Consider the following 21,612-nt stretch of genomic DNA (forward strand, 5'->3'; position numbering starts at 1 on the left):
CTTTTTAGCTCAAACTCTTTCTCCAATCCATGTCCAGCGAATCCCTCAAGAACTGGAAGTTCCTGCTGAACACGGCGTTGCTGGTTCTCGTTCTTGTCCTTCAGCTCACGGGTTTAATGGCGGGCATAAACTCTCGGGTTGATGCGCTCCTCCCATCACCGAACCCAGGCCTAATGAACGTTCTGACGGCCTTCGGAAGCGACCTGTTCCTAGTTCCCTTCGCAATCGCTGTTATCTACCTCGACATCAGGAACTCGGGAAAGCTCTCGAGGGAGACGCTCGTTTTTCTCGTTTCAGCAGTCGTCGGCCTCGTCATAGTCGGGGTCCTCAAGGTCGCAATCAACGAGCCGAGGCCCCGCAACCACGGAGGTTACTCCTTCCCCTCGGGCCACACCTATCGCGGGGCAATAATCGCGGTCTACGCCTCGAACCGCTGGAAGCGGGCAACTCCCCTTGCGGTTCTCTTCGCGGTCGGAGTTGCGATGACGCGGTTGCTCCTCCATGTCCACTGGTTCGGCGACGTCCTCTTCAGCCTGCTCCTCGCTCCCTGGGTCTACAGCATCGTCAAGGCCACCCAGGACTCGTGGATTCCGCTCTACAGGCGGATAATCTCAAGGCTTGGCCTGGGGGTGCTCGACGTTGAATAGCTTCCTCGAGGTCTTCCTGCTCTCCCTCGTGCCGACCTTTGAGGGGCGCTACGCGATAGTCTACGGCATAGGGCGGGGCTACTCCCTCTGGGAAACCCTCCTGAGTGCTTCCCTTGGCGTGCTCACCCTCTCGCTCCTCCTGCCTTTGGCGCTTCCACTGATAGACCGAATAATGCTCTGGCTCGAAAAAACGCCCCTCAGAAAGGTGGCACACCTCTACCTCTATTACGTCGAGAGGGTCAGGAAAAAGGCGCACCCCTACGTGGAGAGATGGGGCTTCATCGGCCTCACGGTGTTCGTTGCTATCCCACTGCCCGGGACGGGGATATGGACCGGAGCTTTGGCGGCTTACCTCCTCGGAATTGAGAAAAAGCAGACGGTCCCGGCTTTAATCCTCGGCGGGCTTCTAAGCATGGCGATAACGGTTCTACCTGCACTGGGGCTGTTAGGGTGATGATATGGGCTGGCTTAGGCGCTTCAAGCTCCTTTTCACCCTTACCTACGTGGGATTCCTCGGAAACATTGCGCTGACCTCCTCCCTGCCCTAACGGGCGAGGCTTTCAAGAGAAAATGTATCCCCGTTAAACGCTTCCGTTTGCTGAAAGGTTATTAAGCCAGGCGAAGATTTTACCCCGGTGGTAACATGGGCGTTGAGGAGCACAAGAGGAAGGCACCCAGGAAGTTTCGATTTGCGGTCATAACGGTCAGCGACACCGCGAGCAGGGGCGAGAAGGAAGATGCAAGCGGGAAGTTCCTCATCGAGGAGCTGGAAAGGGCAGGACACGAGAGGGTTCTCTACGAAGTCGTGCCCGACGAGAAAATGGCGATAATTGGAGCGGTCGTTAAGGCCTTCGAGAAGGGAGCCGAGGTCGTCGTTACCTCCGGCGGGACTGGAATAGCGAGCAGGGACGTGACGATAGAGAGCCTGAGACCTCTCTTCGACAAGGAGCTCACGGGCTTTGGTGAAATCTTCAGGCTGATGAGCTACGAGGAGATAGACACGGCGGCGATAATGACGAGAGCAACTGCCGGCGTCATCAGGAGCTCGGGAAGGGCGATGGCGGTCTTCTGCCTCCCGGGAAGCCTTGGGGCCGCGAAGACGGGGATAAAGATTATCCTCAAGGAGGCTGGCCACGTCCTCAAGCACGGGAGGGAATGACATGAAAGAGTTCAAGCGCCTCACGCCATACCGGGAGGCACTGAAGTTACTCCTCGACGACCTGAATGAGATTGGGGAAACCGAAGAAGTTCCGCTCGAGGATGCCCCCGGCAGAGTTTTAGCTGAGGACGTCGTTTCGCCGATAGACAGCCCGCCCTTTGACCGTTCGGCGGTTGATGGCTACGCTTTGAGGGCTGAGGACACCTTCCCCGCGAGGGAATACAGCCCGGTCGAGCTGAAGGTCGTTGATGAGATTGTCGCTGGAGAGGAGAGTAAAGCGAAAGTGGAACCTGGGACGGCGGTAAAGCTCATGACAGGCTCGAAGATACCAGAAGGAGCGAACGCCGTTCTGATGCAGGAGATGGCCGAGCGCGAGGGAGATGTGATAAGGGTTCTCCGCCCCGTTGCTCCGGGTCAGAACGTCGCCTTCGCCGGCGAGGACGTGAAGAAGGGAGAGGTAATCCTGAGAAAGGGGCAGGTGCTCAGGCCTCAGGACTTGGCCCTCCTCAAAAGCGTGGGCTTCAAAACCGTCAAGGTCATGAGGAAGCCCAGGGTTGGGATAATCGTAACCGGCGACGAGCTGATTGAGGAATTCGACGAGGAAGCGTTGAAAGCCGGCAAAATCCTTGAGAGCAACTCCCTCATGCTGAAGGGCCTCGTGGAGGAGTATTTCGGCGAGCCCGTCTTCTACGGCATCGTTCCCGACAATGAAGAAGCCATAAAGGGGGCAATTGAAAGGGCAAAGGCCGAGAACGACCTCGTGCTCGTCACCGGCGGGTCGGCCTTTGGCGACAGGGACTTCGCCCACCGGTTCGTTAACCTGCTCTTCCACGGGACGACGATAAAGCCGGGCCGGCCAATAGGCTACGGCGAGAGGGTCTTCATAATGAGCGGTTACCCCGTGGCCGTCTTCGCGCAGTTCCACCTGTACGTCAAGCATGCCTTGGCCAAGCTGGTTGGAGCCAGAAACTACGAGGTACGGGCTAAGGCAACGCTAACCGATAGGGTTCCGAGCCAGCTCGGTAGATACGAGTTCGTCAAGGTCTGGTACGAGAACGGGAAGGCAAAACCCATCAAGAAGAAGGGAAGCGGAATAATAAGCTCGCTCGTGGAGAGTAACGGTTACGTGGAAATCCCTGAAGACAGTGAGGGGTACCTTGAGGGAGAAGAGGTATGGGTGACATTATACTAAAGGTCCCTAATTAAGGCCCCGCTGTCTGGGACCTTTATAATTTCTCTAACGTCATCTGGAAGTTCTTCAATAATTTCCAACTCTTTTTGGGTAATATCCTGAATTATCTCCATGGCCTCGCGTTTTCTTTGTTCTAATACTTCGTAGACTGGATTATCCTTAAGCCAGGGTATAAGTTCTTTAACATTCTGCTCCGGAGGTTTCATAAGACCACTCTCAGTCATGGCATTATTCATTATGCGTTTCGGGTTAATAACCCTTTCTATCGTCCGTTCAACAGTGTGACAATATATAACTAAAAGGAACATTATCAACCCAGAGAACAGCTGGTAGATGTCGCCCGCCCGTAACGCCCGCCCTCATCGAAGGCAACGCCACACTCAGGCGGGTTAACCCAGGCGGGCAAGAACTGTGCCCGGCCTGGGTTTCCCGCGGTCATCGTGCTCCGGGACGCGGAAGGCCCTCCCGCGGGGACCTCGCTGAGGCCGGGCTGTAGCCCCCGCATCGCCCCCCGGTTCATTCTCCCCGGGGTCCTCGCGCGGGGGCATTGTTAGGTAGGGGGCGCGGTTTATAAACCCTCACTCGAGGAGTTTTCTTAGCTGGTTGAAGAGCCGTTCTTCCACGCTGTTTCTGTCTACGACGATGATGAGCGTTCCACCCCTAACCAGCACTAAGTCTCTAAGCTTGGACAGAAACTTCATAAGCGAATCCCAATGGTTGTACATGCTGAGGTACTCCAGACAATCCATAACAACAACCCCGGGTAAACCCATCCGTTTGGTTTCCTCTAGGTACTGGTAGACGATTTCCGTCATCTTGGCGAGTTCTGTGGGGTTTATCGTTCCCGAGATTCCCTCCTTCCGAAACGGGACTGCAGTTATAAAGTAGGTTTTCCAGCTTTTCTGGGAGTACTTTAAGTCGCGAAGAAATGCAAGCACTGGCGCTTCTCGAAGCTTTGGAAGAACCTCCTCGAAATCTTCCGGCTGGAGTATAATTGTTCCGCTATGAATTTCAGGAACCTTAACCTCGCCTCTCCCCTCAAGGAATTCCCTTGTAGAGGTTAACCTGAGCATTGAATATGCCATCATTATCGTGAGCGTCGTTGAGAGAGTAAAGCCAATGGGAAGGTACCACTCGTAGAGACCGAAAAGTGCCGCTGGAACCAAGTGAAGACCAAACAGTAGAACGCTGAGGTATAGAACCTTCGCAGGCTTTTTGTAAACCGTCTCAAGGGGCCTCAGAAGGACACCGCTGGCAAACACAAAAGCCCCACTTATTCCCAGGGAGACCCCTGCGGTGAGGGCCCAGTCGGCATTTCCTGTGAAGTGATACACCGAGGCAACGAAGATATAAAAAATCGGTGCCATAAGTGCCATCCTTTGGAGAATATAGTGGGGGACCGGAATCAACTCTTCATCGAGTAGTCTCACGGACCCCATAAAAACCAGCATGGCAAAGATAGTCAGTGAAAATTCAGCAATCATCCGTACCAGGGGATTCATCGACATTGAAAGAACAACCATCAGCATATCGGCAAACCATGCGGCGGAAAAGAATAGGGCAGACCTTCTACGCCTCCTCAAGTATACGCGGAGGATTAAGAAGGCGGCCGTCAGGTCAGCAAGTATCACGAGAAATCCGCTGATGTAGGGGATAAAATCAGCGGAGGTCATGAACAACCCTCCTCGGGTCAGCGAAGCCGTCCCATCTAAACGGTCCGGCCGGCGGAGCCCGAATGGCGGTCTCGTCTTCAACCTTCACGACGAGCACCTCCGGTCTGGCTATAACCACGGCCAGCAAACCCCTTTCCCCGTAGTCCACCACGCGGTATCCATCCTCGGTTTTTTTGACCGGAAGAACCAGCGTGAATGGCCAGTTGGGATAGTAGGCTATTTCCCGTTTCCCCGGAATACCTACGAGGTCGCCGAAGAGGTAGTAGCCGTAGAGCGGGACTGCCCGGGCATTTGGAAACTTCTCCTCAACTTCCTTGAGAAAAGCGACGTCAGTTCCAACGCCACTCAGGATAACTGCTTCTATATCCTCCGATACGCTTTCAAAGAGCCCGATTAAAGGTGGTGCGGTCCTCGCGAGGTTTATCCTGTCCCTCCTAAGCACGCGCTCGGTGTAGCGGACGAGAGGGTTGAGAATTCTCAGGACCTCCTCAACTCCTTTCTCCTCCAAAACCCTCTTCAGCCCGTCGGTTTCCATTCCTATGAAGTACAGGTAGCCACCGTAGCTCCACACGAGCTCGCTTATCTCGTCCTGATACCAGCCGTAGGGCCCGTGCGCAAGGGTGCGCATCCTGCCCGGGGGAAACGTTTCGTTCAGGCCGTAAAGTTCGTCGAGGGCAGATTTAAGGTACGAGACGAGGTATCTCACGTATTCCCGGTCCCAGTGGCCGATGGCCCTCTCGCGCGTAGTTCCTGAGGACTGATAAAAGCGAACCATGCCCCGGTAGCCCTCAGGCAGAAAATCGAGCCAGTTGGCACGCAGGTAGTCCTCTTTGACAAGAAAGCCCCTGTTGAGCAGGTTCTCGACGGTCTCTACCACCGTGTCCCCGAGTAGCTCCTCAACACCGAAGGAGAACTTCCTCCAGTATGGGGATTTCTCAAGATGGAATTCAATGACCCTTTCGAGGTGGCTTAGAACTTCGTCTTCTTCGACTTTAAGGGGTTCCTCAATTAGACTTTCCGGAACATCTTCGTACGTCATAGCATGTAATTGTTCACAGGAGAATATAAGCCTTTCTTAAACGTCTTTCTAAACGAGAGTTGCATTTTGAACCCATAGGATTAAATAAACCAACGCCCAATGTTGATGGGTGACGCCATGCCCACCGTTATATATCGCAAAACCCTGCTGGATGGGTTTAAATACACCCTGAGCAAGGCCGTGGAAACGACTCCGTTCTGGAAAGAGAAATTCGAGGGTCTTGACCTAGAAGGGATTTCTCCAGAAACCCTCAGTGAACTAACGGCCAGGGTAACCATCAAGCCCCACGACCTTTACGGGAGGGCCCGCGTCTGGCCGGACTACATACGGGAGGGCCGTCTCTTCCACGCGGTTATGCGAACCAGCGGAACGACCGGCCAGCCTAAGAGGGTGCCATTCACTCCAGATGACAGAAAAAGGACCGCACGCCAGATGGCACCCTGGGTCAACGAGTACTTCGAGAAGGGCGAGAGAGTTGCCTCTTTCTTCCCGCCGCTACCCTCTTCATCGGGCACCTTCGCGCTGAGCGGGCTTGAGGGTAACAACGCCGAGGCTGCGTACTTCCAAGTGCCGATTACCTACCTCCAGAACAGGGAACTCCTTCTCAAGGAGCTTGAGGACATAAAGCCAACCTCGATATGGGCCCTAACTGCCACAGCCTACAACCTCGGCCTCATCCTGCCGGAGAAGCTCAGAGAGGATGTTAAAACGATAGTCGTCGGCGGAGAGACGCTGACTCCGGAGCTGGCCAAGGCCACCCTTGAACTGTTCCCGAACGCCGTCGTCATAGACAACTTCGGCTCGACGGAGGACGACGTTACCGGCTTCAGGATAGTTACAAAGAAAGGCGCAACACCGTTCCACTTCGGTGAGTCCGTAATAGTCCTCGAAGATACAGGCGACGAGGATTATCCGGAATACAAGAGGCTCTACATCACAAAGGTCATGAGCGAGGGTGAGCTGACGGGGTTACCTCTCTTCAACTACGACATCGGCGATTTGGTGAGGCTCGAAAACGGCGAAGTCGTCAGTATAATCCGCGTTAAGGACGTCGTCGTTCTCTCCGGTGCAAAGCTTCACATAGACCAGGTAATGGAGATAGTCTACGGCCATCCCAAGCTCAAGGACTTCGTGATACTCTATCATCCGCTCTCGCCGGACAACCCGAGGCCAAGGGTTATAATTAGGGTCGCCTACGAGGGTGAAAAACCAGCCGGAATAGAGGACGAGGTGAGGGAGCTCATCTACGAGGCCAACAATCCGGTTCGCTACGAGGTCGAGGAAGCGAAGAGCTCGGAGCTCATAATCGAGGCAGTCCCGCTGGAAAAGCTCCACGAGGGCCTCACAGTCAGGCCTGGGAAGACCAAGAGAATATACGTCGCTGGAAAGGACTTCTGATTTTCTTACCTTTAACTTTCTTGTCATAATGCCGAAAAGTTATTTAAGGCCCTTCTCAGATTTCCAGCCGGTGGTGGGAATGGCAAAAGCGAAGATTATCCACGACGGAATTCACGGTAGCATGGAGGTCACGGGGGTAATCCTCGAACTCGTCAAAACGCCCGAGTTCCAGAGGCTCAGGCACATAAGACAGCTCGGTCTGGCTTACCTCGTCTACCCCGGTGCCAATCACTCGCGCTTCGAGCACTCCCTTGGAACATGGCACATTGCGAAGCGCCTCTCCGACGAGGTCGGGCTCGACGAGGACGAGAGCCTGCTCCTCCAGGTCGGCGCTCTGCTTCACGACATCGGGCACGGGCCCCTAAGCCACACCTTCGAGGGAATCTATCGCCATTACGTGAAGGAGCGCGACCACATGCGCCTCGGCCAGGACATCATAATGGGGCGGATAAACATAACCGGCGACGAGGACGGCGGAAAGATTCCGGAGATACTGGAAAGCCACGGAATTGAGCCGAGGGAAGTGGCGGACCTAATCCTCGGCAGGGCGAAGAAGCCTTACCTCGGCCAGATGCTTCACGGAGGAGTTGACGTTGACCAGCTCGACTACCTCATCAGAGACGCCCACTACACCGGCGTCGCGCACGGAATAATTGACCTTGAGAGGCTCCTCAAGGTGCTCGAAATCCACGATGACGAGCTCGTCGTCGATGAGAAGGGGGTTGAAGCCGTCGAGGGAATGATGGTGGCGCGCTCGCTGATGTACTCGCGCGTTTACTTCCACCACACGGTGAAGATTGCCGAAGGTATGCTGACAAGAGCCCTGGAGTTCGCCCTCGAGGAAGACCACCTCTGGGACTTCTGGAAGATGACCGACTGCCGGGTTTTAGTTGAACTCGAGGATTTAGAAGGCCTCCCGGCGGAGCTCACGAGGCGCGTTCTTTACAGGAAGCTCTACAAGGCCGCGGTTCTCGCGAGCGCGGAGGAGCTCAGCCAGGAGGAGAAGAGAGAGCTGTTGTCAGCTTACAGAAACGTCAAGAGAAGGCAGGAGCTTGAGAGAGCCCTGGCGGAGGCCGTTGGTGCAAGCGAGGGAGAGGTAATCCTCGAGTTTAGCATAGCAGACCTGATGCTCAGCGAGCCGAGGCTGAAGGAGACCGGGATAAAGGTGCTTCTCGAAAACGGCGAGGTTCAGCCCCTCTCAAAGGTAACGCCCCTGGCGAACGCCCTCAAGAGGCGCCAGACTCCGAGGTGGGCCGTTCTCATAGCCTCGCCGGAGAAGTACGTCGGAAAGCTCCGCGAGAGCTGGAGAAAGGTGCTCTTCAGCTGAAGAGCTTCGCCTTTATCTCCTTTTTGAGCTCCTCAATCATCTCGATGAGCTCGTCGGCGTCCTTAACTTCTCTGAGGCTCTCCTTCGGGATTATGGGGACCTCCTTGACGACCTCGGTCTTGGTCTTCTCAAGGATAAACACGCCGTCGGAGTTGATTATCCGGCCAACCTCTGCCACCATCTCGGCTCTCTTCACCGTCGAGCGGGTCTTCCTTTCGTCTATCCCGGTCAGGATTCTGAACTCGTCGCCCTTTGAAACTGCGTTGAACGGGGCCTTCTTAACCTTCACAAGACCGAGGCCAAGGCGCTTCAGCCTCTCGAAGACCTCTTTTTCGAGGGGGCTCTCGGGCTTAACGTCGAGCTTCGCCTCGACCCTCGCGTTCAGAACATCAATCGGCTCGGCTAAAGCCTCGTCGAAGAGCTCTTCAAGCCTAATCGCCACCTCAAGGGAAACGGCCCCCTCACCGCGCTCGTAGTTGAGGAGGGTCTTCCTCGAAACCCCGAGGAGCTGAGCGAGCTCGTTGACCGAGTAACCGTGCCTCTCGCGAAGCTCCCTAAGGAGTTCGCCGTTTATCCGGACGTAGAGCCCACCGCGCTCCGCGAAGATGGCCGGTAGCTCGTTGTTGGTGAGGACGTCGTAGAGCGTTTCCGGCCTCAAAGCGTAGATTCCGAAGCGCTCGTAAACAACTCCCTCCTCAAGCTCCGCGTTCTTTGAGCGGAGGCCCACTATAAGCGGGGAGGCGTTGAAGAACTTCGCGAGCCTCTTCAAATCCTCTGCCTGCTCCTCGGTAACGGTGTCTATGTTCGCGACGACCTTGAGGAAGAGAAGAACCACTAACCGGCTCGCTACTATGTCGAAGCAGGAACCTCTAAACTCGAGGCGGGCCGTTTTGTAGCCCGCGCTCCTGAGTATCGCCTCAACGGTTTTGATGAGTTTCTCCCTCTCCATCGGGTTTAAATACTCATAACCGCTTAATAAAGTTAAGGTGCGCCCGATGAGGCCGGTCGTTCTCAAAGGCAACCTCGTTTCGCTCGCCGTTCCGCTGAGGGACGACGTAAGGAAAGCGTGGCTCTGGTTCAACGACAGGAGCGTGAGGCTCTTCTTAACGGCCCCGGAGGAAGTCTTCTTCTTTGAGGACGAGATGGAGTGGTACGAGAGGATTAGGAAGGCAAAGGAGCGCGAGAAGGTCTTCTCAATAGTGGAGAACTCAACCTCTTCCCTCGTCGGTTTCATAGGGCTCCACAGGATAGACCACCGCGACGGAAGGGCGGAGCTCGGCTACTTCCTCGGAAGGGAGCACTGGGAAAGGGGCTACGGGAGCGAGGCTGTGAAGTTGGCCCTCGATTACGCATTCAACTGGCTCAACCTCAGGAAGGTCTACGCGAGGGTTTACGAGCCGAACGTTGCCTCGATAAAGGTCCTCGAGAAGAACGGCTTCGAGCTCGTTGGGAGGCTGAGAAAACACCACCACGTTCCGGGCTATGGATACGTGGACGAGCTGATTTTCGAGAGGTTTAGGGATGATTTTTTAAGTTCTAACCGGATACGTGAGAATAGAGGGAGCAATCATGTTCATCCGTGAGATAAAAGAAATTTCAGAGTTTCGGGGAATAAAAAAGCTTTCAAGCCCGATTCCATTCAAAAAGTTCAACATACTAATCGGAAAGAACAACGCAGGGAAATCAACACTAATGGAGGCAATACTTCTTGGAACGGTTCCAGAGTATAAGGAGCCAATTACCGGAAGGAGTGTGCTTGAATTCATTAGAGACCGGCACAATGGGGCACACAGGCTCATCTATAAGTATGCAGGACGAGCCAAGATAACATGCGAAACCGAAAAAGGAACAATCACCCACGCGCTGGCAGATAATGGGGAGTTTTTACGTGGGAACAAACATGTTCAGATTGACCTCCATAAGACATCTCCAGTAATTTTCCTTCCATACGACACGAATTTCATGAAACATATCAACAAGTTTCTTGAGGATAAGGAACCCGAAATTGTGAAGAAGGAAATACACACTAAAACTGCGAGGAGAATAAGCGAGGTTCTTGACGAAGAGTTCACTGAGATAGTCCTCAAAAGAGACGGCTGGTACCTCAGGAGGAGTGATGCCAGCTATATTCACATAGAGGACGCTGGAGACGGTGTTAAAAAGAGCGTAAAGGTCATGATGCTCCTTGAGCTCCTACGACCAAAACTGGTCTTATGGGATGATTTTGACACAGCCCTCCATCCCGGAATGTTGTATGAGCTCATGAGATGGCTTGCCCTTGGCCCATGGCAGGTGGTTCTCTCAACTCACAGCATAGACGTCCTGTATTACTTCAATGACCTAAGTGAAGAAATTGAGGAATTTAATGGACAGGTCATCCTCCTCAGAAAGGACTCACAAGACACTCTCTATCACCGTGAGCTCAGTCCAGACGAAATAGAAACTCTCTTAGAGTCAAATATAGACCCAAGACTCATCGCGGCAGAGCTTAAAATTTGAGGTGTCTTCCGTGAGGGTTCTCACACAGTCTCCCACGGGCGCTGATATTATCGCCCTCGTTTTGACAGGAGACGGTCGTACCGAGGAGAAGGTACTTCCAGCAATTGCGAAGAGATACAACGGCAGAGACAAAATCCTTCTTTTTCCAAAAAGGCCGTTATCTAGGAAAACCGGCCTGAACGTTATTAAATCGGTTCCTGAAGTCTACGAACTTACGGGACACACACGATACATTATTCTGATTGATAAGGAGCATTTTGACTTGAAGAAACTTGACGAGATATGCAAGGACCTCTTTAAAGACTATGTCATTACTGGGTCAAATCCTTATGTTGTTCGTACGAACACTCTTGAAGTTCATATTGTTGTGCAGGGAGAGAAGTTTGCTGTTGAAGAATGGGTTGGAAAACTTATTAACCTTGAGCTTGGAAGGGAGGAAGTTGAGCTCGAACACTCAGATGTTAAAAGTTTGAAAAGTCAGATAATGACCGTCATCCGCACGTATGGATACAAAACGCTCACAAAATTTATCCTATCGTGTAAATTGGAGAACTTAGAAACCGCGTTTAAACCGCTTGTTGATACACTAAAATACCTGGAAGGGATTGAAGAATAGGGAAAGAAGCTCACTCGAGCTTCTTGTAGCAGAACCACCAGTCGTAGCACTCGATTTCGCCCTTGGCCTTGGCCTCTTCCCTGGCCTTCTTCTCCTCGATGGTGCTGGCCGGCGGGATGATGACCTTGTCGCCGATGAGCTCGTTCTCGGGCCACTTGTGCGGAAGGGCAACTCCCTTCTCGTCGCTGACCTTGAGGGCCTTGACGAGCCTGAGTATCTCGTCCCAGTCCCTGCCGACCTCGGCCGGGTAGTAGACGATGGCCCTTATGACGCCCTTGTCGTCGACGATGAAGACAGCCCTGGCGGTTATCGTTGCTCCGCTCGGAATCATGCCGAGCTTGTCGGCGAGCTCACCGCGGTCGTCGGCGATGACCGGGAACTCAATCTCGACGCCGAGGTTCTCCTTAATCCACTCCATCCACTTGATGTGGCTGAAGACCTGGTCAACGCTGAGTCCAATCGGCTCGACGCCGAGCTCCCTGAACTTGTCGAGCCTCTTCTGCATGGCGTAGAACTCGGTCGTACAGACCGGGGTGAAATCGGCCGGGTGGCTGAAGAGTATGAACCACTTGCCCTTCTCGGCGAAGTAGTCCGGGAGCTTTATCACTCCGTGGGTGGTCTTGACCTCAACCTCTGGGAACTTTTCTCCTATGACGACCATTTTTCATCACCTCTTCTTTTTGTGTGTCGTCTTCACTATAAACCTCAGAGGTTCGAATATATAAGTCTTTCGGTTCGTTTTTGGGCAAAAACTTGGCGGATAAACAAAGGCCTTTTAAACCCAGTGAGGAGAAGTCCAGACCCGCTTAAAAATGGTTGTCATTGTGTAAACTGACACAAATTTCCATTGTCAAAATTGGGGTCATTGTAATATTCATTCGCCTTTAAGCTTCCTAACCTCGACCCACGTTGAATGGTACGCCGAGCCGTTCCCGTAATCCTCGACCGTCTCATCAGTCGTCAGGAAGTTGGCGTTCCAGCCGAGGAGCCTGACCCAGAAGGCCTTGTAGAGCAGGACAACTCCCCTCGGAACGTCGTCGCTGAGCTTTGCAAGGGTTTTTATCCTGCCGTAGTCATTGAAGACCTCGACCGTCTCGCCGTCCCGGATTCCCCGCTCATCGGCGTCCGCAGGGTTTATGTATAGACTGGGGTCGACCATTCCGTAGGTGTTGTGGTACTGGCTCGTTATCGTCATTCTGTAGGTTGGCGTGAGCAGGCGAAGCGGGTACTTCCCTTCAAACTTCCTGTATTGGGGAAACGGATTTAAGCCCCTTTCAACCGCCCTACGCGATAAGAACTCGATTTTTCCGCTCGGTGTCTCCCATTTCCTCGGCTTTTCCGGAATTTTGACGAAGCCCTTCGCCTTCAGCTCCTCCCAGCTCAGGCCGTTGAGTTCGAGAACCTTTCGAATTACCCCCTCGTCGCTCTCGTAGAGGTGGGGATTCTCTATCCCGAGGGCCTTCGCGAGAAGCCTCGTCACCTCGCTGTTGCTCTTGCCGTACAGCCTCGCGACCGGCTCGTTCAGAGCAACGTAGCGGTGGTAGTAGGAATCCGCTATGTCAAGCCTCTCGAAGAATGTGTTTGCCGGCAAAACGACGTCCGAGTAGAGGGCCGTGTCTGTGAGAAAGATGTCGTGCGTAACGACGAAGACGTCGCTCTCGCTTAGGGCTTTTCTCAGCCTGTTCTGGTTCGGAAGGCTCGCGAGGGGGTTGGAGTTGTAGACGTAGAGGAACTTAATCTCGCCCCGTTCAATGTATTCCGCCAGCTTCATCTGCGGAATTCTCTTTGCCGGCTTCGTCCTCAGGAAGGCGCCTTCTGCGTAGGACTTGTCTATCGTTTTCATGTCGTAGATGAAGCCGAAGCGGTGGCCGACGAGGGCGGGAAGGATTGCTATCGCCCTTACCGCTTCCCCTCCACCTAAGGAGCGCTGGAAGCCGTAGCCGATGTGGATTACCCCCCTCTTTTCAGCGAACTCCCGCGCGAAGGTCTCTATCTCCTCGACGCTCAGCCCGGTTTCGTTGCTTACATAATCAAGCGATAACGTTTTTACATAATTCCTGAATTCTTCAAAACCGTAAACGTTCTCGCGGACGAAGGCCCTATCATAAAGCCCCTCCTCGATGATGAGCTTCGCAACCCCCAAAGCGAACAGAACGTCCGTGTCCGGCCTCACCTGAAAGAATCTGTCGCTTCTCCTGGCCGTTTCGGTCCTGACGACGTCAACCGTCCAGATTTCAAGGCCGTGCCTTTTGGCAAGGGCGAAGCCGTGAAGGTTCGTCCAGAATGCGTTTATTCCCCAGTAGACAATTAACCGCTGGTTTTTAAGCTCCTCCGGGTCGAGTCCAACGGCGGTTCCATAGACGTCTTTAAGTGCCTCCTGCCCGGCCCTGTCGCAGATTCCGTAGTCGAGCACGGCGGTGTTGAGGTAGTGGAAGAGCCTCAGCGGGAACGCGTAGTTCACGACCCCCCTATCTCCTGCATACTGGTAAACGAGAACGCTCTCGCTCCCGTGCTTCCCGATGGTCTCCTTCAGCTTCTTCGCTACGAGCCTTATCGCCTCTTCCCAGCTCGCTTCTCTGAAGGAGCCGCTCCCCCTCCCGCCGGTTCGGATTAGCGGTTTCTTTAGCCTGTCCTCCGAGTGGAACCACTTTGGAAGCAGGGCACCCTTGGGACATAGAAAGCCGGCCGTTATCGGGTGCTCCGGATTGCCCCTAACCCTGAGCCTTCCGTCCCTGAGCTCGCTCACCATCGAGCAGGTGTCGTAGCAGTCCCGCATGCAGACGGAGAAGGGCATGGCAATCACGGGGAAATCTTGACCTTGAAGGCAACGTCCCTCTCGACGAGAACCTTTCCTATCTCCTCGGGCAGAACCGCCATGTCCCAGGCCTTAAACGGGCCGTACTCCCTCAGGTCGGGCCCGAGAATCGCTGGAAGCTCGGCGGTGACGATGTAGGCTTCCCGCAGTGGCCGTTTAGTTGGTGTTTCAGCCTCGCCCGGCTCGGGTTCGACCTTGACTTCAACATCTTCCCCGACATCCGGAAGCTCCTCGCGCTCGACGAAGGCCCTGAGAACCCTGAAAATCCTCCTCTCTTCATCGGTCATCTCCGCTATCGTTCCCTCGACGGCGAGGTCAACAATCTTGTGGAGGCGGAGCTTGATTATCTCCTTCATCAGCTCCTCCGCTATCTTGAGCTGGGCCAGGTAAAGTCTCTCCTCGACGCTTTCGCCCCTCTCGCGGGAGCTCTCGGCGCTCAGTTTGAGGGCCTTGATTAGGCTGTCAAACTCCCTGTAAAAGTCCTCGTCTAACTCCGTCAGTTCGACGCTGGAAAGCTCTTGCTCAAGCAGTTCCCTGAGCTTGACGATGTCCATGCCACCACCTCAGAGAAAAGGAAAGGGGAATCACTCCTCAACGCGCGGGGCGAGGAGGAACACGAGCCTTCCTTCGTCCCTAATCATGTACTCCATCTGGAGGGGCATCTCGTTGCCGAAGCGGAGGATTACCTCGTCGGCCTTGCCGATGCCCTTTATCATGTCGCTGAGGTAGCTGATTCCGTAGGCGCTCTTGGTTTCCTCCTCGACCTCGAGGTCAAGCAGACCCTCGTCCTCAAGGGTGAGCTTAATCTCAACCTCGTTGGTCTCGCCCTCGGCCTTCATGACGAACTCGCTCTCGGTGGCGATGAACTTTATGGCGTCGCTGACGAGGGAGGCATCTTTAACGGCCTCCTTGAGAACCTCGCCGAGGACGACAACCTTGGCCGTGAACGGGAGCTCCGGAAGGTCGAGCTCAAGCTCCTCAACGTCTATGAGCGGAAGGCGGAACGTTCTCTTTGCCGTTCCCTCGAAGGTTATCTCGAGGAAGTTCTCGTCGCCCTTTCTGAGGATGAGGGTGTCCTTGGCCTTTCCGCGCTTGAGTATCTTCTTGAACTGGTCCATGTTGATTCCAACGGTTTCGGGCTCCTCGACCTCGTACTTGGAGAATATGCTCTCCGGGAGGTTGAGGTCAATGAGAACGACCCTGCTCGGGTCCATCGCGCGCATGCTTATGCCTTCCTCGGTGAACTTGAAGGCGGCCTCGTCTATCAGGTTGCTCGCTGTCGCGATAAGGTCTGCAAACTCCTTGGCACCGTCAAAAACGACCTCGAACGGCATCTTCATCCCTCCAGTATTTTAAGCATGAGCCTAACCCTTTCTTTTCCGCGGAATAAATAAGCTTTTCCGTTGTCGGTATCGGGAACCCTGCGGTAGGCTTCCTCAAGCTCCTTCAGGGCCTTCCTCGCGAGCCTGACGAGGGTTTCGCGCTCGAGCTCGTTCACTCGTAGGCCCTCCATACGTAGCCACACTTGGTGCACTTGTAGAATATCGTGCTCGGCTCGTCGCCGGCCCTCGTCTGCATCTCCCACCAGTAGGCCGTGTCGTTGCCGCACTTGGGACAGGTGACCTTGGTGGTCGGCAGGGTCTTGACGTCCTGCTCGATGACGACTATCTCCTCGTCGGGCTTGTGCTCGACCTTCTGCGTTATTCTGGTTTTAGCCCTGTCCTTCTCCTCGTCAAAGGGCTCCTCGTAGCCACAGACGCGACAGACCCAGACCTTCTTCTTCCGGTCAGGGAGCATGAGGTTACCGCACTTCGGACAGAACTTCATGAGCATCACCCCTCTAGCCGGGGGTTGGGTATGTGGGTGGAGAATAAAAAGTTTTGCCAGAAACTCTGAAGACAGGAAAAATTAAGGGGGTATCAGCCTTCGACGTAGAACTCGGCACTCACGCTAAAGGTTCTGGTTGGCGTTGAGACTTTCTTTTCAATCTTGTAGTGGCCTGGCGAAAGTTTCAGCTGGGAGAGGCTGACCTTCTGAGTCCAGCTCTTTCCCGGTTCCAGCTGAACAACCGACTGGATGAACATGAGGTCAACGTTTACCTTGACCCATTCCCCGTTCTCCTCGCGATAGAGCTCGAAGGGATAGCCAACGGTAACGGTCTCATTGCCGTCGTTGGTTACCGTTATGACCATCGTATCCGTCGGTGAGTAGCGTTCCCTGTCGAGGGAGATGGTAACGGGGGCCTTTTCATCGGGGGAGGCCTTGGCCGAGCCGTTGGAACCAATGAGGAAATAACCCGCCACCAATCCGACGATTATTAAAACCACAAGGACTGCCCTTTTCACGGACACCACCAAGATAAACTCACCACAAGAGTAATTAACGCTTTCGTTCGTTTCAAAATGATTTGAAAGGGTTTGATTTTAACTGTGATTTGAGCCCCTTATTCGAACCCCTGATTTTACGCGCACGGTTACGGTGCCTGGCGGGGGTGCGCGGTGAATGAAGGCCAGGCACCGCTGGAAACGCCTCGAGAAGGGAGCTTATAACTTTTTCTTCAAGAAAATCCGAAGTCGCTGGAGAAACTTTGGGGAGAAACCAAAGTAAGAATGGAAAAACTGGAGGGAGCCCAATCACTCCCTGAGCGGGAGCCCGTGGTCGAAGGAGTAGTGGACCTTCTGGAACTCGGCGCGGAAGCCGTAGACGTCGCGCCTGACCTTGGCCGGGTCCTCCTTGTCGATGAGGACGCGGCGGATAAACCTGGCAATCTCCTTCATGTCGTCCTCGAACATTCCCACGCGGGTCATCTCCTGGACGCCTATGCGCAGACCGCTCGGCTCGTTGACCTTCTCAAGCGGGTCCCAGGGCAGGAGGTTCTTGTTGAGGATTATGCCGGCCTCCTCAAGGAGCGGTGCCGCCCAGCCTCCGGCAGCGGGGTGGAGGTCGCTGACGTCAACGATGACCTGGTGGCTCTCGGTGTAGCCCTTGTCCTCGCCGATGACCTTGAAGCCCTCCTCCGCTAAGGCCTCGGCGAGGGCCTTCGCGTTCTTAACGACCTGGGCGGCGTACTTCTCACCGTACTCGAGCATCTCGGCCGCGGTGAGGGTCTTTCCGGCCATGTGGTGGAGGTGGTGGTTGCTAAGAACTCCGGGGAAGATGGCCCACTGAAGCTTGGCTATCTCCTCGGTTTCTCCAAACCTCTTGTAGAGGATTATTCCTCCCTGCGGCCCGGGGAAGGTCTTGTGGGTCGAGGCGGTGATTATGTCGGCACCCTCGCGGAGCGGGTCCTGGAACTGCTTTCCTGCGATGAGTCCGAGGACGTGGGCGCCGTCGTACATGACGTAGGCGCCGACCTCTTTAGCTACGGGCGCGAGCTCCTTGACCGGGTGCGGGAACGGGAAGAGCGAGCCACCGAAGACGACTATCTTGGGCTCGAGCTCGCGGATGAGCTTCTCGGCCTTGTCAACGTCGATGTTGAACTCATCGTTGTCGAAGGGCCAGGTGTGGACTTCCAATCCTCTCATTCCAGCCGCTCCGAAGGGCATGTGGCTTATGTGACCACCGTGGCTGGTGTGGAGAACTATCGCCTTGTCGCCCGGCTGGGTGAGGCCGAAGAAGACCGCCTGGTTAGCGTTGGTTCCGGAAATCGGCCTGAGGTCGGCGAAGTCGCTCCCGAAGAGCTTGGTGAAGAGCTCGACGCCGATGAGCTCGACCTCGTCAACGTACTTACAACCCTGATAGTACCTCTGCTTCGGCCAGCCCTCGGCGTACTTGTGCATGAAACCGCTTGCAACGGCCCTTGTAACCGTCGGAGAAGTCACGTTTTCGCTCGCTATGAGGTTTATCGTGTGGGCCCTCCAGTTCTCGTGGTCCTCAATAAACTCCAAAACCTTATCGCGGTATTCACGGTAGCTCATCGCGGACACCTCGGTTGTGCTTCGAACGACGGGGATATAAACCTTACCACACCTGTTCACACGTGCAGAGTTGTGCATTACCGGCTTCGAAGGGTTCTTAAGCGACCGGGCAAATCCTCCCCTATGGTAAACGGAAGAATCCGCGAACTCAGCGACGACGGCCTCGGGGTTCTTCAAGCCGGGAACAAAACCGTTTACGTCCCCTTCGCTTACCCCGGCGACATGGTTAGGGTCAAATCAACGAGAAGGCGCTTCGGCAGGTTAATCGCGAGGGATTTCGAGCTTCTTGAGCCTTCCCCGCTGAGGGTTCTTCCGAGGTGCCGGTACTTCGGGAAGTGCGGTGGCTGTCTCTGGCAGGGATTAAAATACAGGACCCAGCTCGAACTCAAGGCTGAACTCTTCGAGCGAATCACCGGAATAAGGGCCGAGATTAAGGGCTCGCCAAAAATCTGGGGGTTTCGCAACGTCAGCAACTTCATCGTGACGACCAACGGCACTGGCCTCAAGGAATACGGAAACCCCATTGGCGTTGTGGACCTTTCGGAGTGCTCGGTCTTCTCGAAGAGAACCCCCGAATACCTGCGCGCCCTCCGCGATTTTCTGGCGGAAACGGGGCTTAGGCCGTGGAGTCTGAAGCGAAAAACTGGCGACGTTCACTACCTTCAGGTCAGGGAGAGCAAGTTCACTGGAGAGGTCATGGTGAACCTCATAGCCCATCGCAGGCCCGCTGAAGAAACGGCCGAAGCTTTTAGGGACTACTTCTCCTTCGCGGACTCGCTCTACTGGAGTCTAAAGGCTGACGACAGAGACGACCCGCGCGGGGAGCCGGAGCTCGTCGATGGAAACCCATTCATACGGGAGAGAATCGGTGACGTAACGTATCTCATTCACCCCAACAGCTTCTTCCAGACCAACAGCTACGCCCTTGAGCTTCTCCTCAGGGCCGTTGAGAACTTCACCGAGGGTGAGAGGGTTCTCGACCTCTACTCGGGCGTCGGCACATTCGGGGTCTGGCTGGCCAAGAGGGGCTTTGCCGTCGAGGGAATCGAGGTTAATCCCTTCGCGGTCGAAATAGCCAACAGAAACGCCGAGCTGAACGGGGCAAACGCCTTATTCCGCGTTGGGAGGGCTGAGGAGACTCCGATAGGCAACTACGACACCGTGATAGTGGACCCACCCCGGAGGGGCCTGAAAGAAGCCGGGGAACTGCTGGTGAAAAGTGGAGCTGAAAGGGTCGTTTACGTCTCCTGCAATCCAAAGGCGTTCAGGCTCGACTATGAGAACCACCTGAAAAAGGCTTACCGTGTGGAGCGGGCGGTTCTCGTGGACATGTTCCCGCACACGCCCCACGTCGAGGCGGTTGTTGAACTCATCCGGAAACGTTAGGTTTTTAAATCCCATTTTGTACTAACAACGGTGGGATTCTATGGTTTTGGGTGGGAGGAAGAAGTTAAAATTCATAAACGGAATCCATCACGGGAGTCACCTCGACACCGTCTGCACCTCCCAGAGGGCGGGGTTGAATCTTATCGAGGATGCCGTTCTCGGGAAGTACCCGGCCAGGAGCGTTGAGTTCGAGAAGAAGAAGCTCCTCGGAAGGGAAAAGCTCTCCTATGAAGTTGTGGACGTCCCCCTAGCCCGCGGCCTGGTTCTCAGAGTCGTAAAGCGTGACATGAACCCGGTCACTGCTTTTCCTGTTCTTGAGGGAGTAACGGTTGAGTTCGAGGTTAAAGAATTCCTTGAGTGGAAGAAGTGGCCCGAAGCTAACGTCTCGGGGGCGGTTTTAAGCGAATATTCCCCCGCGGTTACCTTCTACGCAACCGACTACATCGAGAGAAAGGAAGCTTACCTGACCTCGGAGAGGCTCAACGTTAAGCTGGCTTTCTTTGTGTACACGGGAACGGCGGAGGAACTCAAGAGGGAAACCACGAAACTGCCCGACGGTAAAGAGGTCGTCATTGACCTCAACGAGGCCGAGATACTCCTCCCAGCGGCGGTAAGCGTTCAGGGTGCGTTCATAGACGACTACGTCATGACCGCTCATGTCCTTGAGTTTGAGGAAGTCGAAACGCCCTGCGGGGCCGGCTACATGATGCTCCTCAGCAACGAGCCCATCGGAAAGGTCAGGGCCTTCGCGCTGAAGGAGAACCTGAAGGGAGAAATTGAGAAGGGCACGAGCCTGAAGCTCGCCGGATGGCTTCAGGGCGGGCTCTGAATTAGCCTCCCAAAGCCAGTGCCATTCCTAAGAGCGTCCCGGCTCTCGTTATCTCCGCCACAGCCCCGATGCAGTCCCCGTTAAGTCCTCCGAAGTTCTTTAGCGAGAGGTGAACGACGTATGCTCCAGCCAGGAGGCCAAGAAGGGAAGATATGGAGCGAGGCTCGAGGTAAATGACTGGAAGGAGCAGGAGGAGGTAGAAGGCCGTTCCGATGGCCAGTTGCCCCCGGTTCATCCCGTCCATGAAGTACGCCCCAAGGCCCCGACCGAGGGGCTTCTTCGTTGCGAGGGCGAGGAGCATGGCAAACTTGGAGTTCAGCTCAGCTAAGTAGAGTGCGTAGAACGGGAGGAAGGGGAGAGAATAAACCTGCAGGAGGAGAACCATAACGACGGCAAAAACCCCGGCTATGCCCGTATTGAGGTCCTTCATCGCCTTAATCTTCCTCTCACGGTCGCCCTTGACCATAATCCCGTCGGCCCAATCAGCTAAGCCGTCGAGGTGGAGGAGGCCTATCGTGAGGTAGAGCGCGAGAACGGCGAGGACGTTGTTTAGTGGGAGCTTCAGGTAAAGGACGAGCGTTGCTAAGGCAGAAGTTAGGGGCGCGAGCAGGGGAAGCGCCCAGAGCTCATTCCTGACACGCTCGAAGTCGCCTTTGACCGGAATCCGCGTGAAGAAGGGTAAAAGATTCCGCACCGCTACACCTCCTCGAACAGCCTCGTCATACAGCCCGCTATAAAGCCGCCTATCGCGTCGTCGAGGAAAGGCGGAAGCTCGGCTAAAATTCCGGGCTTCTTAGTGTCGTAGTAGAAGAAGTTAAACAGCGCCATCTTTCCGCCTATGAGCTCGGCGATGTTTATGCCGATGAGCTCGTCCGCGACCAGATTCACGGGGTCGCCCTCAACTTTGAAGTTCTCCTCGAGGAGAAGAGCAGAGAGGAGCAGGGCCTGGACGTTGATATCCTGGAGATACCTCAGCATCAGCCCTCTCAGCCTTTCCCTGACTTTCTCGCGCTCGTCGCCGATGTAGAGCTCTAACGCGGTGTCGAGCATCTTTTCGAGCGTTATACCTTTGCTGTTTAGGTTTTTTAGTAATTCGTTTTGTGAGACCATAATAA

Annotated in this window: 25 protein-coding genes; 11 read left to right on the forward strand and 14 right to left on the reverse strand. The window is 54.8% G+C overall.

Features of this window, described 5'->3' with window-relative positions:
* Nucleotides 1–29: 29 nt before the first annotated feature.
* The 4 genes from ACYQ04_RS04825 to ACYQ04_RS04840 all read left to right on the forward strand — a co-directional run bounded on the left by ACYQ04_RS04825 (nt 30) and on the right by ACYQ04_RS04840 (nt 2,998).
* On the forward strand, nt 30–647 hold the full coding sequence (locus ACYQ04_RS04825; protein ID WP_460127762.1) for a phosphatase PAP2 family protein: 618 nt from the start codon (nt 30–32) through the stop codon (nt 645–647).
* A complete protein-coding gene (locus ACYQ04_RS04830) occupies nt 640–1,101 on the forward strand; it encodes a COG2426 family protein (protein WP_460127764.1) in 462 nt (153 codons plus the stop codon). The genes ACYQ04_RS04825 and ACYQ04_RS04830 overlap by 8 nt, the downstream gene beginning before the upstream one ends.
* A 189-nt stretch (nt 1,102–1,290) precedes the next feature.
* A complete protein-coding gene (locus ACYQ04_RS04835; protein WP_460127765.1) occupies nt 1,291–1,806 on the forward strand; it encodes a MogA/MoaB family molybdenum cofactor biosynthesis protein in 516 nt (171 codons plus the stop codon).
* Between the two features lies 1 nt (nt 1,807).
* A complete protein-coding gene (locus ACYQ04_RS04840) occupies nt 1,808–2,998 on the forward strand; it encodes a molybdopterin molybdotransferase MoeA (RefSeq protein WP_460127768.1) in 1,191 nt (396 codons plus the stop codon).
* Here the strand turns inward: ACYQ04_RS04840 and ACYQ04_RS04845 are convergent.
* From ACYQ04_RS04845 to ACYQ04_RS04855, 3 genes are all read right to left on the reverse strand, one after another.
* Nucleotides 2,995–3,222, reverse strand: a complete 228-nt coding sequence (locus ACYQ04_RS04845) for a hypothetical protein (RefSeq protein ID WP_460127769.1) — start codon at nt 3,220–3,222, stop codon at nt 2,995–2,997. The two genes, ACYQ04_RS04840 and ACYQ04_RS04845, sit on opposite strands and share 4 nt — an antisense overlap.
* Before the next feature lie 354 nt (nt 3,223–3,576).
* Nucleotides 3,577–4,671 (reverse strand): DUF835 domain-containing protein, encoded by a 1,095-nt coding sequence (locus tag ACYQ04_RS04850; protein ID WP_460127771.1) that lies wholly within the window; start codon nt 4,669–4,671, stop codon nt 3,577–3,579.
* Nucleotides 4,658–5,710: a hypothetical protein gene (locus ACYQ04_RS04855; RefSeq protein ID WP_460127773.1), complete on the reverse strand. Its 1,053-nt coding sequence runs from the start codon at nt 5,708–5,710 to the stop codon at nt 4,658–4,660. The genes ACYQ04_RS04850 and ACYQ04_RS04855 overlap by 14 nt, the downstream gene beginning before the upstream one ends.
* 117 nt (nt 5,711–5,827) lie before the next feature.
* On the opposite strand from ACYQ04_RS04855, the gene ACYQ04_RS04860 reads away from it, so the two are divergent.
* Complete coding sequence (locus ACYQ04_RS04860; RefSeq protein ID WP_460127774.1) at nt 5,828–7,108, forward strand: phenylacetate--CoA ligase family protein; 1,281 nt, start codon at nt 5,828–5,830, stop codon at nt 7,106–7,108.
* Nucleotides 7,109–7,187: 79 nt separating this feature from the next.
* Entirely contained in the window at nt 7,188–8,435 is a 1,248-nt protein-coding gene (locus tag ACYQ04_RS04865; protein WP_460129882.1) for an HD domain-containing protein, read from the forward strand.
* Here ACYQ04_RS04865 and ACYQ04_RS04870 read toward each other — a convergent pair.
* Entirely contained in the window at nt 8,428–9,384 is a 957-nt protein-coding gene (locus ACYQ04_RS04870) for a transcriptional regulator (protein ID WP_460127776.1), read from the reverse strand. The genes ACYQ04_RS04865 and ACYQ04_RS04870 overlap by 8 nt on opposite strands.
* 46 nt (nt 9,385–9,430) lie before the next feature.
* Between ACYQ04_RS04870 and ACYQ04_RS04875 the strand changes: the two genes are divergently transcribed.
* The 3 genes from ACYQ04_RS04875 to ACYQ04_RS04885 are packed head-to-tail and all read left to right on the forward strand — an operon-like array spanning nt 9,431 to nt 11,550.
* A complete protein-coding gene (locus tag ACYQ04_RS04875; protein ID WP_460127778.1) occupies nt 9,431–10,018 on the forward strand; it encodes a GNAT family N-acetyltransferase in 588 nt (195 codons plus the stop codon).
* On the forward strand, nt 10,005–10,934 hold the full coding sequence (locus ACYQ04_RS04880) for an ATP-dependent nuclease (protein WP_460127780.1): 930 nt from the start codon (nt 10,005–10,007) through the stop codon (nt 10,932–10,934). The genes ACYQ04_RS04875 and ACYQ04_RS04880 overlap by 14 nt, the downstream gene beginning before the upstream one ends.
* 10 nt (nt 10,935–10,944) lie before the next feature.
* Complete coding sequence (locus ACYQ04_RS04885) at nt 10,945–11,550, forward strand: hypothetical protein (RefSeq protein ID WP_460127782.1); 606 nt, start codon at nt 10,945–10,947, stop codon at nt 11,548–11,550.
* 10 nt (nt 11,551–11,560) lie between these two features.
* Here the strand turns inward: ACYQ04_RS04885 and ACYQ04_RS04890 are convergent, their stop codons facing one another.
* The 8 genes from ACYQ04_RS04890 to glyA form a co-directional block, all read right to left on the reverse strand.
* Nucleotides 11,561–12,211: a peroxiredoxin gene (locus tag ACYQ04_RS04890; RefSeq protein WP_460127783.1), complete on the reverse strand. Its 651-nt coding sequence runs from the start codon at nt 12,209–12,211 to the stop codon at nt 11,561–11,563.
* Nucleotides 12,212–12,424: 213 nt separating this feature from the next.
* Nucleotides 12,425–14,344, reverse strand: coding sequence for a molybdopterin-dependent oxidoreductase (locus tag ACYQ04_RS04895; protein WP_460129884.1), 1,920 nt, complete (start codon nt 14,342–14,344; stop codon nt 12,425–12,427).
* A 5-nt stretch (nt 14,345–14,349) separates the two neighbouring features.
* A complete protein-coding gene (locus ACYQ04_RS04900; RefSeq protein ID WP_460127785.1) occupies nt 14,350–14,919 on the reverse strand; it encodes a DNA replication complex subunit Gins51 in 570 nt (189 codons plus the stop codon).
* A 30-nt stretch (nt 14,920–14,949) separates the two neighbouring features.
* Nucleotides 14,950–15,699, reverse strand: coding sequence for a DNA polymerase sliding clamp (locus ACYQ04_RS04905; protein ID WP_042689803.1), 750 nt, complete (start codon nt 15,697–15,699; stop codon nt 14,950–14,952).
* 2 nt (nt 15,700–15,701) lie between these two features.
* Nucleotides 15,702–15,863: a hypothetical protein gene (locus tag ACYQ04_RS04910; protein ID WP_167914929.1), complete on the reverse strand. Its 162-nt coding sequence runs from the start codon at nt 15,861–15,863 to the stop codon at nt 15,702–15,704.
* Nucleotides 15,860–16,192: a transcription factor S gene (locus ACYQ04_RS04915; protein WP_099210765.1), complete on the reverse strand. Its 333-nt coding sequence runs from the start codon at nt 16,190–16,192 to the stop codon at nt 15,860–15,862. Before ACYQ04_RS04915 ends, ACYQ04_RS04910 begins: the two co-directional genes overlap by 4 nt.
* Nucleotides 16,193–16,284: 92 nt before the next feature.
* On the reverse strand, nt 16,285–16,719 hold the full coding sequence (locus ACYQ04_RS04920; RefSeq protein WP_460127787.1) for an immunoglobulin-like domain-containing protein: 435 nt from the start codon (nt 16,717–16,719) through the stop codon (nt 16,285–16,287).
* A 279-nt stretch (nt 16,720–16,998) separates the two neighbouring features.
* The gene (gene glyA, locus ACYQ04_RS04925; RefSeq protein WP_460127789.1) at nt 16,999–18,282 is read right to left on the reverse strand and encodes a serine hydroxymethyltransferase; all 1,284 of its coding nucleotides are present in this window, start codon (nt 18,280–18,282) and stop codon (nt 16,999–17,001) included.
* Between the two features lie 123 nt (nt 18,283–18,405).
* Between glyA and rlmD the strand changes: the two genes are divergently transcribed.
* Nucleotides 18,406–19,668, forward strand: a complete 1,263-nt coding sequence (gene rlmD, locus ACYQ04_RS04930; protein ID WP_460127790.1) for a 23S rRNA (uracil(1939)-C(5))-methyltransferase RlmD — start codon at nt 18,406–18,408, stop codon at nt 19,666–19,668.
* 40 nt (nt 19,669–19,708) lie between these two features.
* Nucleotides 19,709–20,497, forward strand: coding sequence for a hypothetical protein (locus ACYQ04_RS04935; protein WP_460127792.1), 789 nt, complete (start codon nt 19,709–19,711; stop codon nt 20,495–20,497).
* Nucleotide 20,498: 1 nt separating this feature from the next.
* On the opposite strand, the gene cobS is transcribed toward ACYQ04_RS04935, so the two are convergent.
* Together cobS and cobZ are read right to left on the reverse strand one after the other, a co-directional pair.
* Nucleotides 20,499–21,191, reverse strand: a complete 693-nt coding sequence (gene cobS / locus ACYQ04_RS04940) for an adenosylcobinamide-GDP ribazoletransferase (protein WP_460127793.1) — start codon at nt 21,189–21,191, stop codon at nt 20,499–20,501.
* Between the two features lie 2 nt (nt 21,192–21,193).
* Nucleotides 21,194–21,607, reverse strand: coding sequence for an alpha-ribazole phosphatase CobZ (gene cobZ / locus ACYQ04_RS04945; RefSeq protein WP_460127794.1), 414 nt, complete (start codon nt 21,605–21,607; stop codon nt 21,194–21,196).
* Nucleotides 21,608–21,612 lie beyond the last annotated feature (5 nt).

The organism is Thermococcus prieurii (assembly GCF_054657655.1).

Bases quoted from the DNA above. Each gene is read 5' to 3' on its own strand.
- cobZ (WP_460127794.1), bottom strand. From the start codon at position 21,607: ATGGTCTCACAAAACGAATTACTAAAAAACCTAAACAGCAAAGGTATA.
- ACYQ04_RS04895 (WP_460129884.1), bottom strand. From the start codon at position 14,344: ATGCCCTTCTCCGTCTGCATGCGGGACTGCTACGACACCTGCTCGATG.
- ACYQ04_RS04900 (WP_460127785.1), bottom strand. From the start codon at position 14,919: ATGGACATCGTCAAGCTCAGGGAACTGCTTGAGCAAGAGCTTTCCAGC.
- ACYQ04_RS04845 (WP_460127769.1), bottom strand. From the start codon at position 3,222: ATGACTGAGAGTGGTCTTATGAAACCTCCGGAGCAGAATGTTAAAGAA.
- ACYQ04_RS04865 (WP_460129882.1), top strand. From the start codon at position 7,188: ATGGCAAAAGCGAAGATTATCCACGACGGAATTCACGGTAGCATGGAG.
- rlmD (WP_460127790.1), top strand. From the start codon at position 18,406: ATGGTAAACGGAAGAATCCGCGAACTCAGCGACGACGGCCTCGGGGTT.
- ACYQ04_RS04835 (WP_460127765.1), top strand. From the start codon at position 1,291: ATGGGCGTTGAGGAGCACAAGAGGAAGGCACCCAGGAAGTTTCGATTT.
- ACYQ04_RS04875 (WP_460127778.1), top strand. From the start codon at position 9,431: ATGAGGCCGGTCGTTCTCAAAGGCAACCTCGTTTCGCTCGCCGTTCCG.
- ACYQ04_RS04870 (WP_460127776.1), bottom strand. From the start codon at position 9,384: ATGGAGAGGGAGAAACTCATCAAAACCGTTGAGGCGATACTCAGGAGC.
- ACYQ04_RS04860 (WP_460127774.1), top strand. From the start codon at position 5,828: ATGCCCACCGTTATATATCGCAAAACCCTGCTGGATGGGTTTAAATAC.
- ACYQ04_RS04855 (WP_460127773.1), bottom strand. From the start codon at position 5,710: ATGACGTACGAAGATGTTCCGGAAAGTCTAATTGAGGAACCCCTTAAA.
- ACYQ04_RS04850 (WP_460127771.1), bottom strand. From the start codon at position 4,671: ATGACCTCCGCTGATTTTATCCCCTACATCAGCGGATTTCTCGTGATA.
- ACYQ04_RS04915 (WP_099210765.1), bottom strand. From the start codon at position 16,192: ATGAAGTTCTGTCCGAAGTGCGGTAACCTCATGCTCCCTGACCGGAAG.
- ACYQ04_RS04935 (WP_460127792.1), top strand. From the start codon at position 19,709: ATGGTTTTGGGTGGGAGGAAGAAGTTAAAATTCATAAACGGAATCCAT.
- ACYQ04_RS04825 (WP_460127762.1), top strand. From the start codon at position 30: ATGTCCAGCGAATCCCTCAAGAACTGGAAGTTCCTGCTGAACACGGCG.
- glyA (WP_460127789.1), bottom strand. From the start codon at position 18,282: ATGAGCTACCGTGAATACCGCGATAAGGTTTTGGAGTTTATTGAGGAC.
- ACYQ04_RS04880 (WP_460127780.1), top strand. From the start codon at position 10,005: ATGTTCATCCGTGAGATAAAAGAAATTTCAGAGTTTCGGGGAATAAAA.
- ACYQ04_RS04905 (WP_042689803.1), bottom strand. From the start codon at position 15,699: ATGCCGTTCGAGGTCGTTTTTGACGGTGCCAAGGAGTTTGCAGACCTT.
- ACYQ04_RS04890 (WP_460127783.1), bottom strand. From the start codon at position 12,211: ATGGTCGTCATAGGAGAAAAGTTCCCAGAGGTTGAGGTCAAGACCACC.
- ACYQ04_RS04840 (WP_460127768.1), top strand. From the start codon at position 1,808: ATGAAAGAGTTCAAGCGCCTCACGCCATACCGGGAGGCACTGAAGTTA.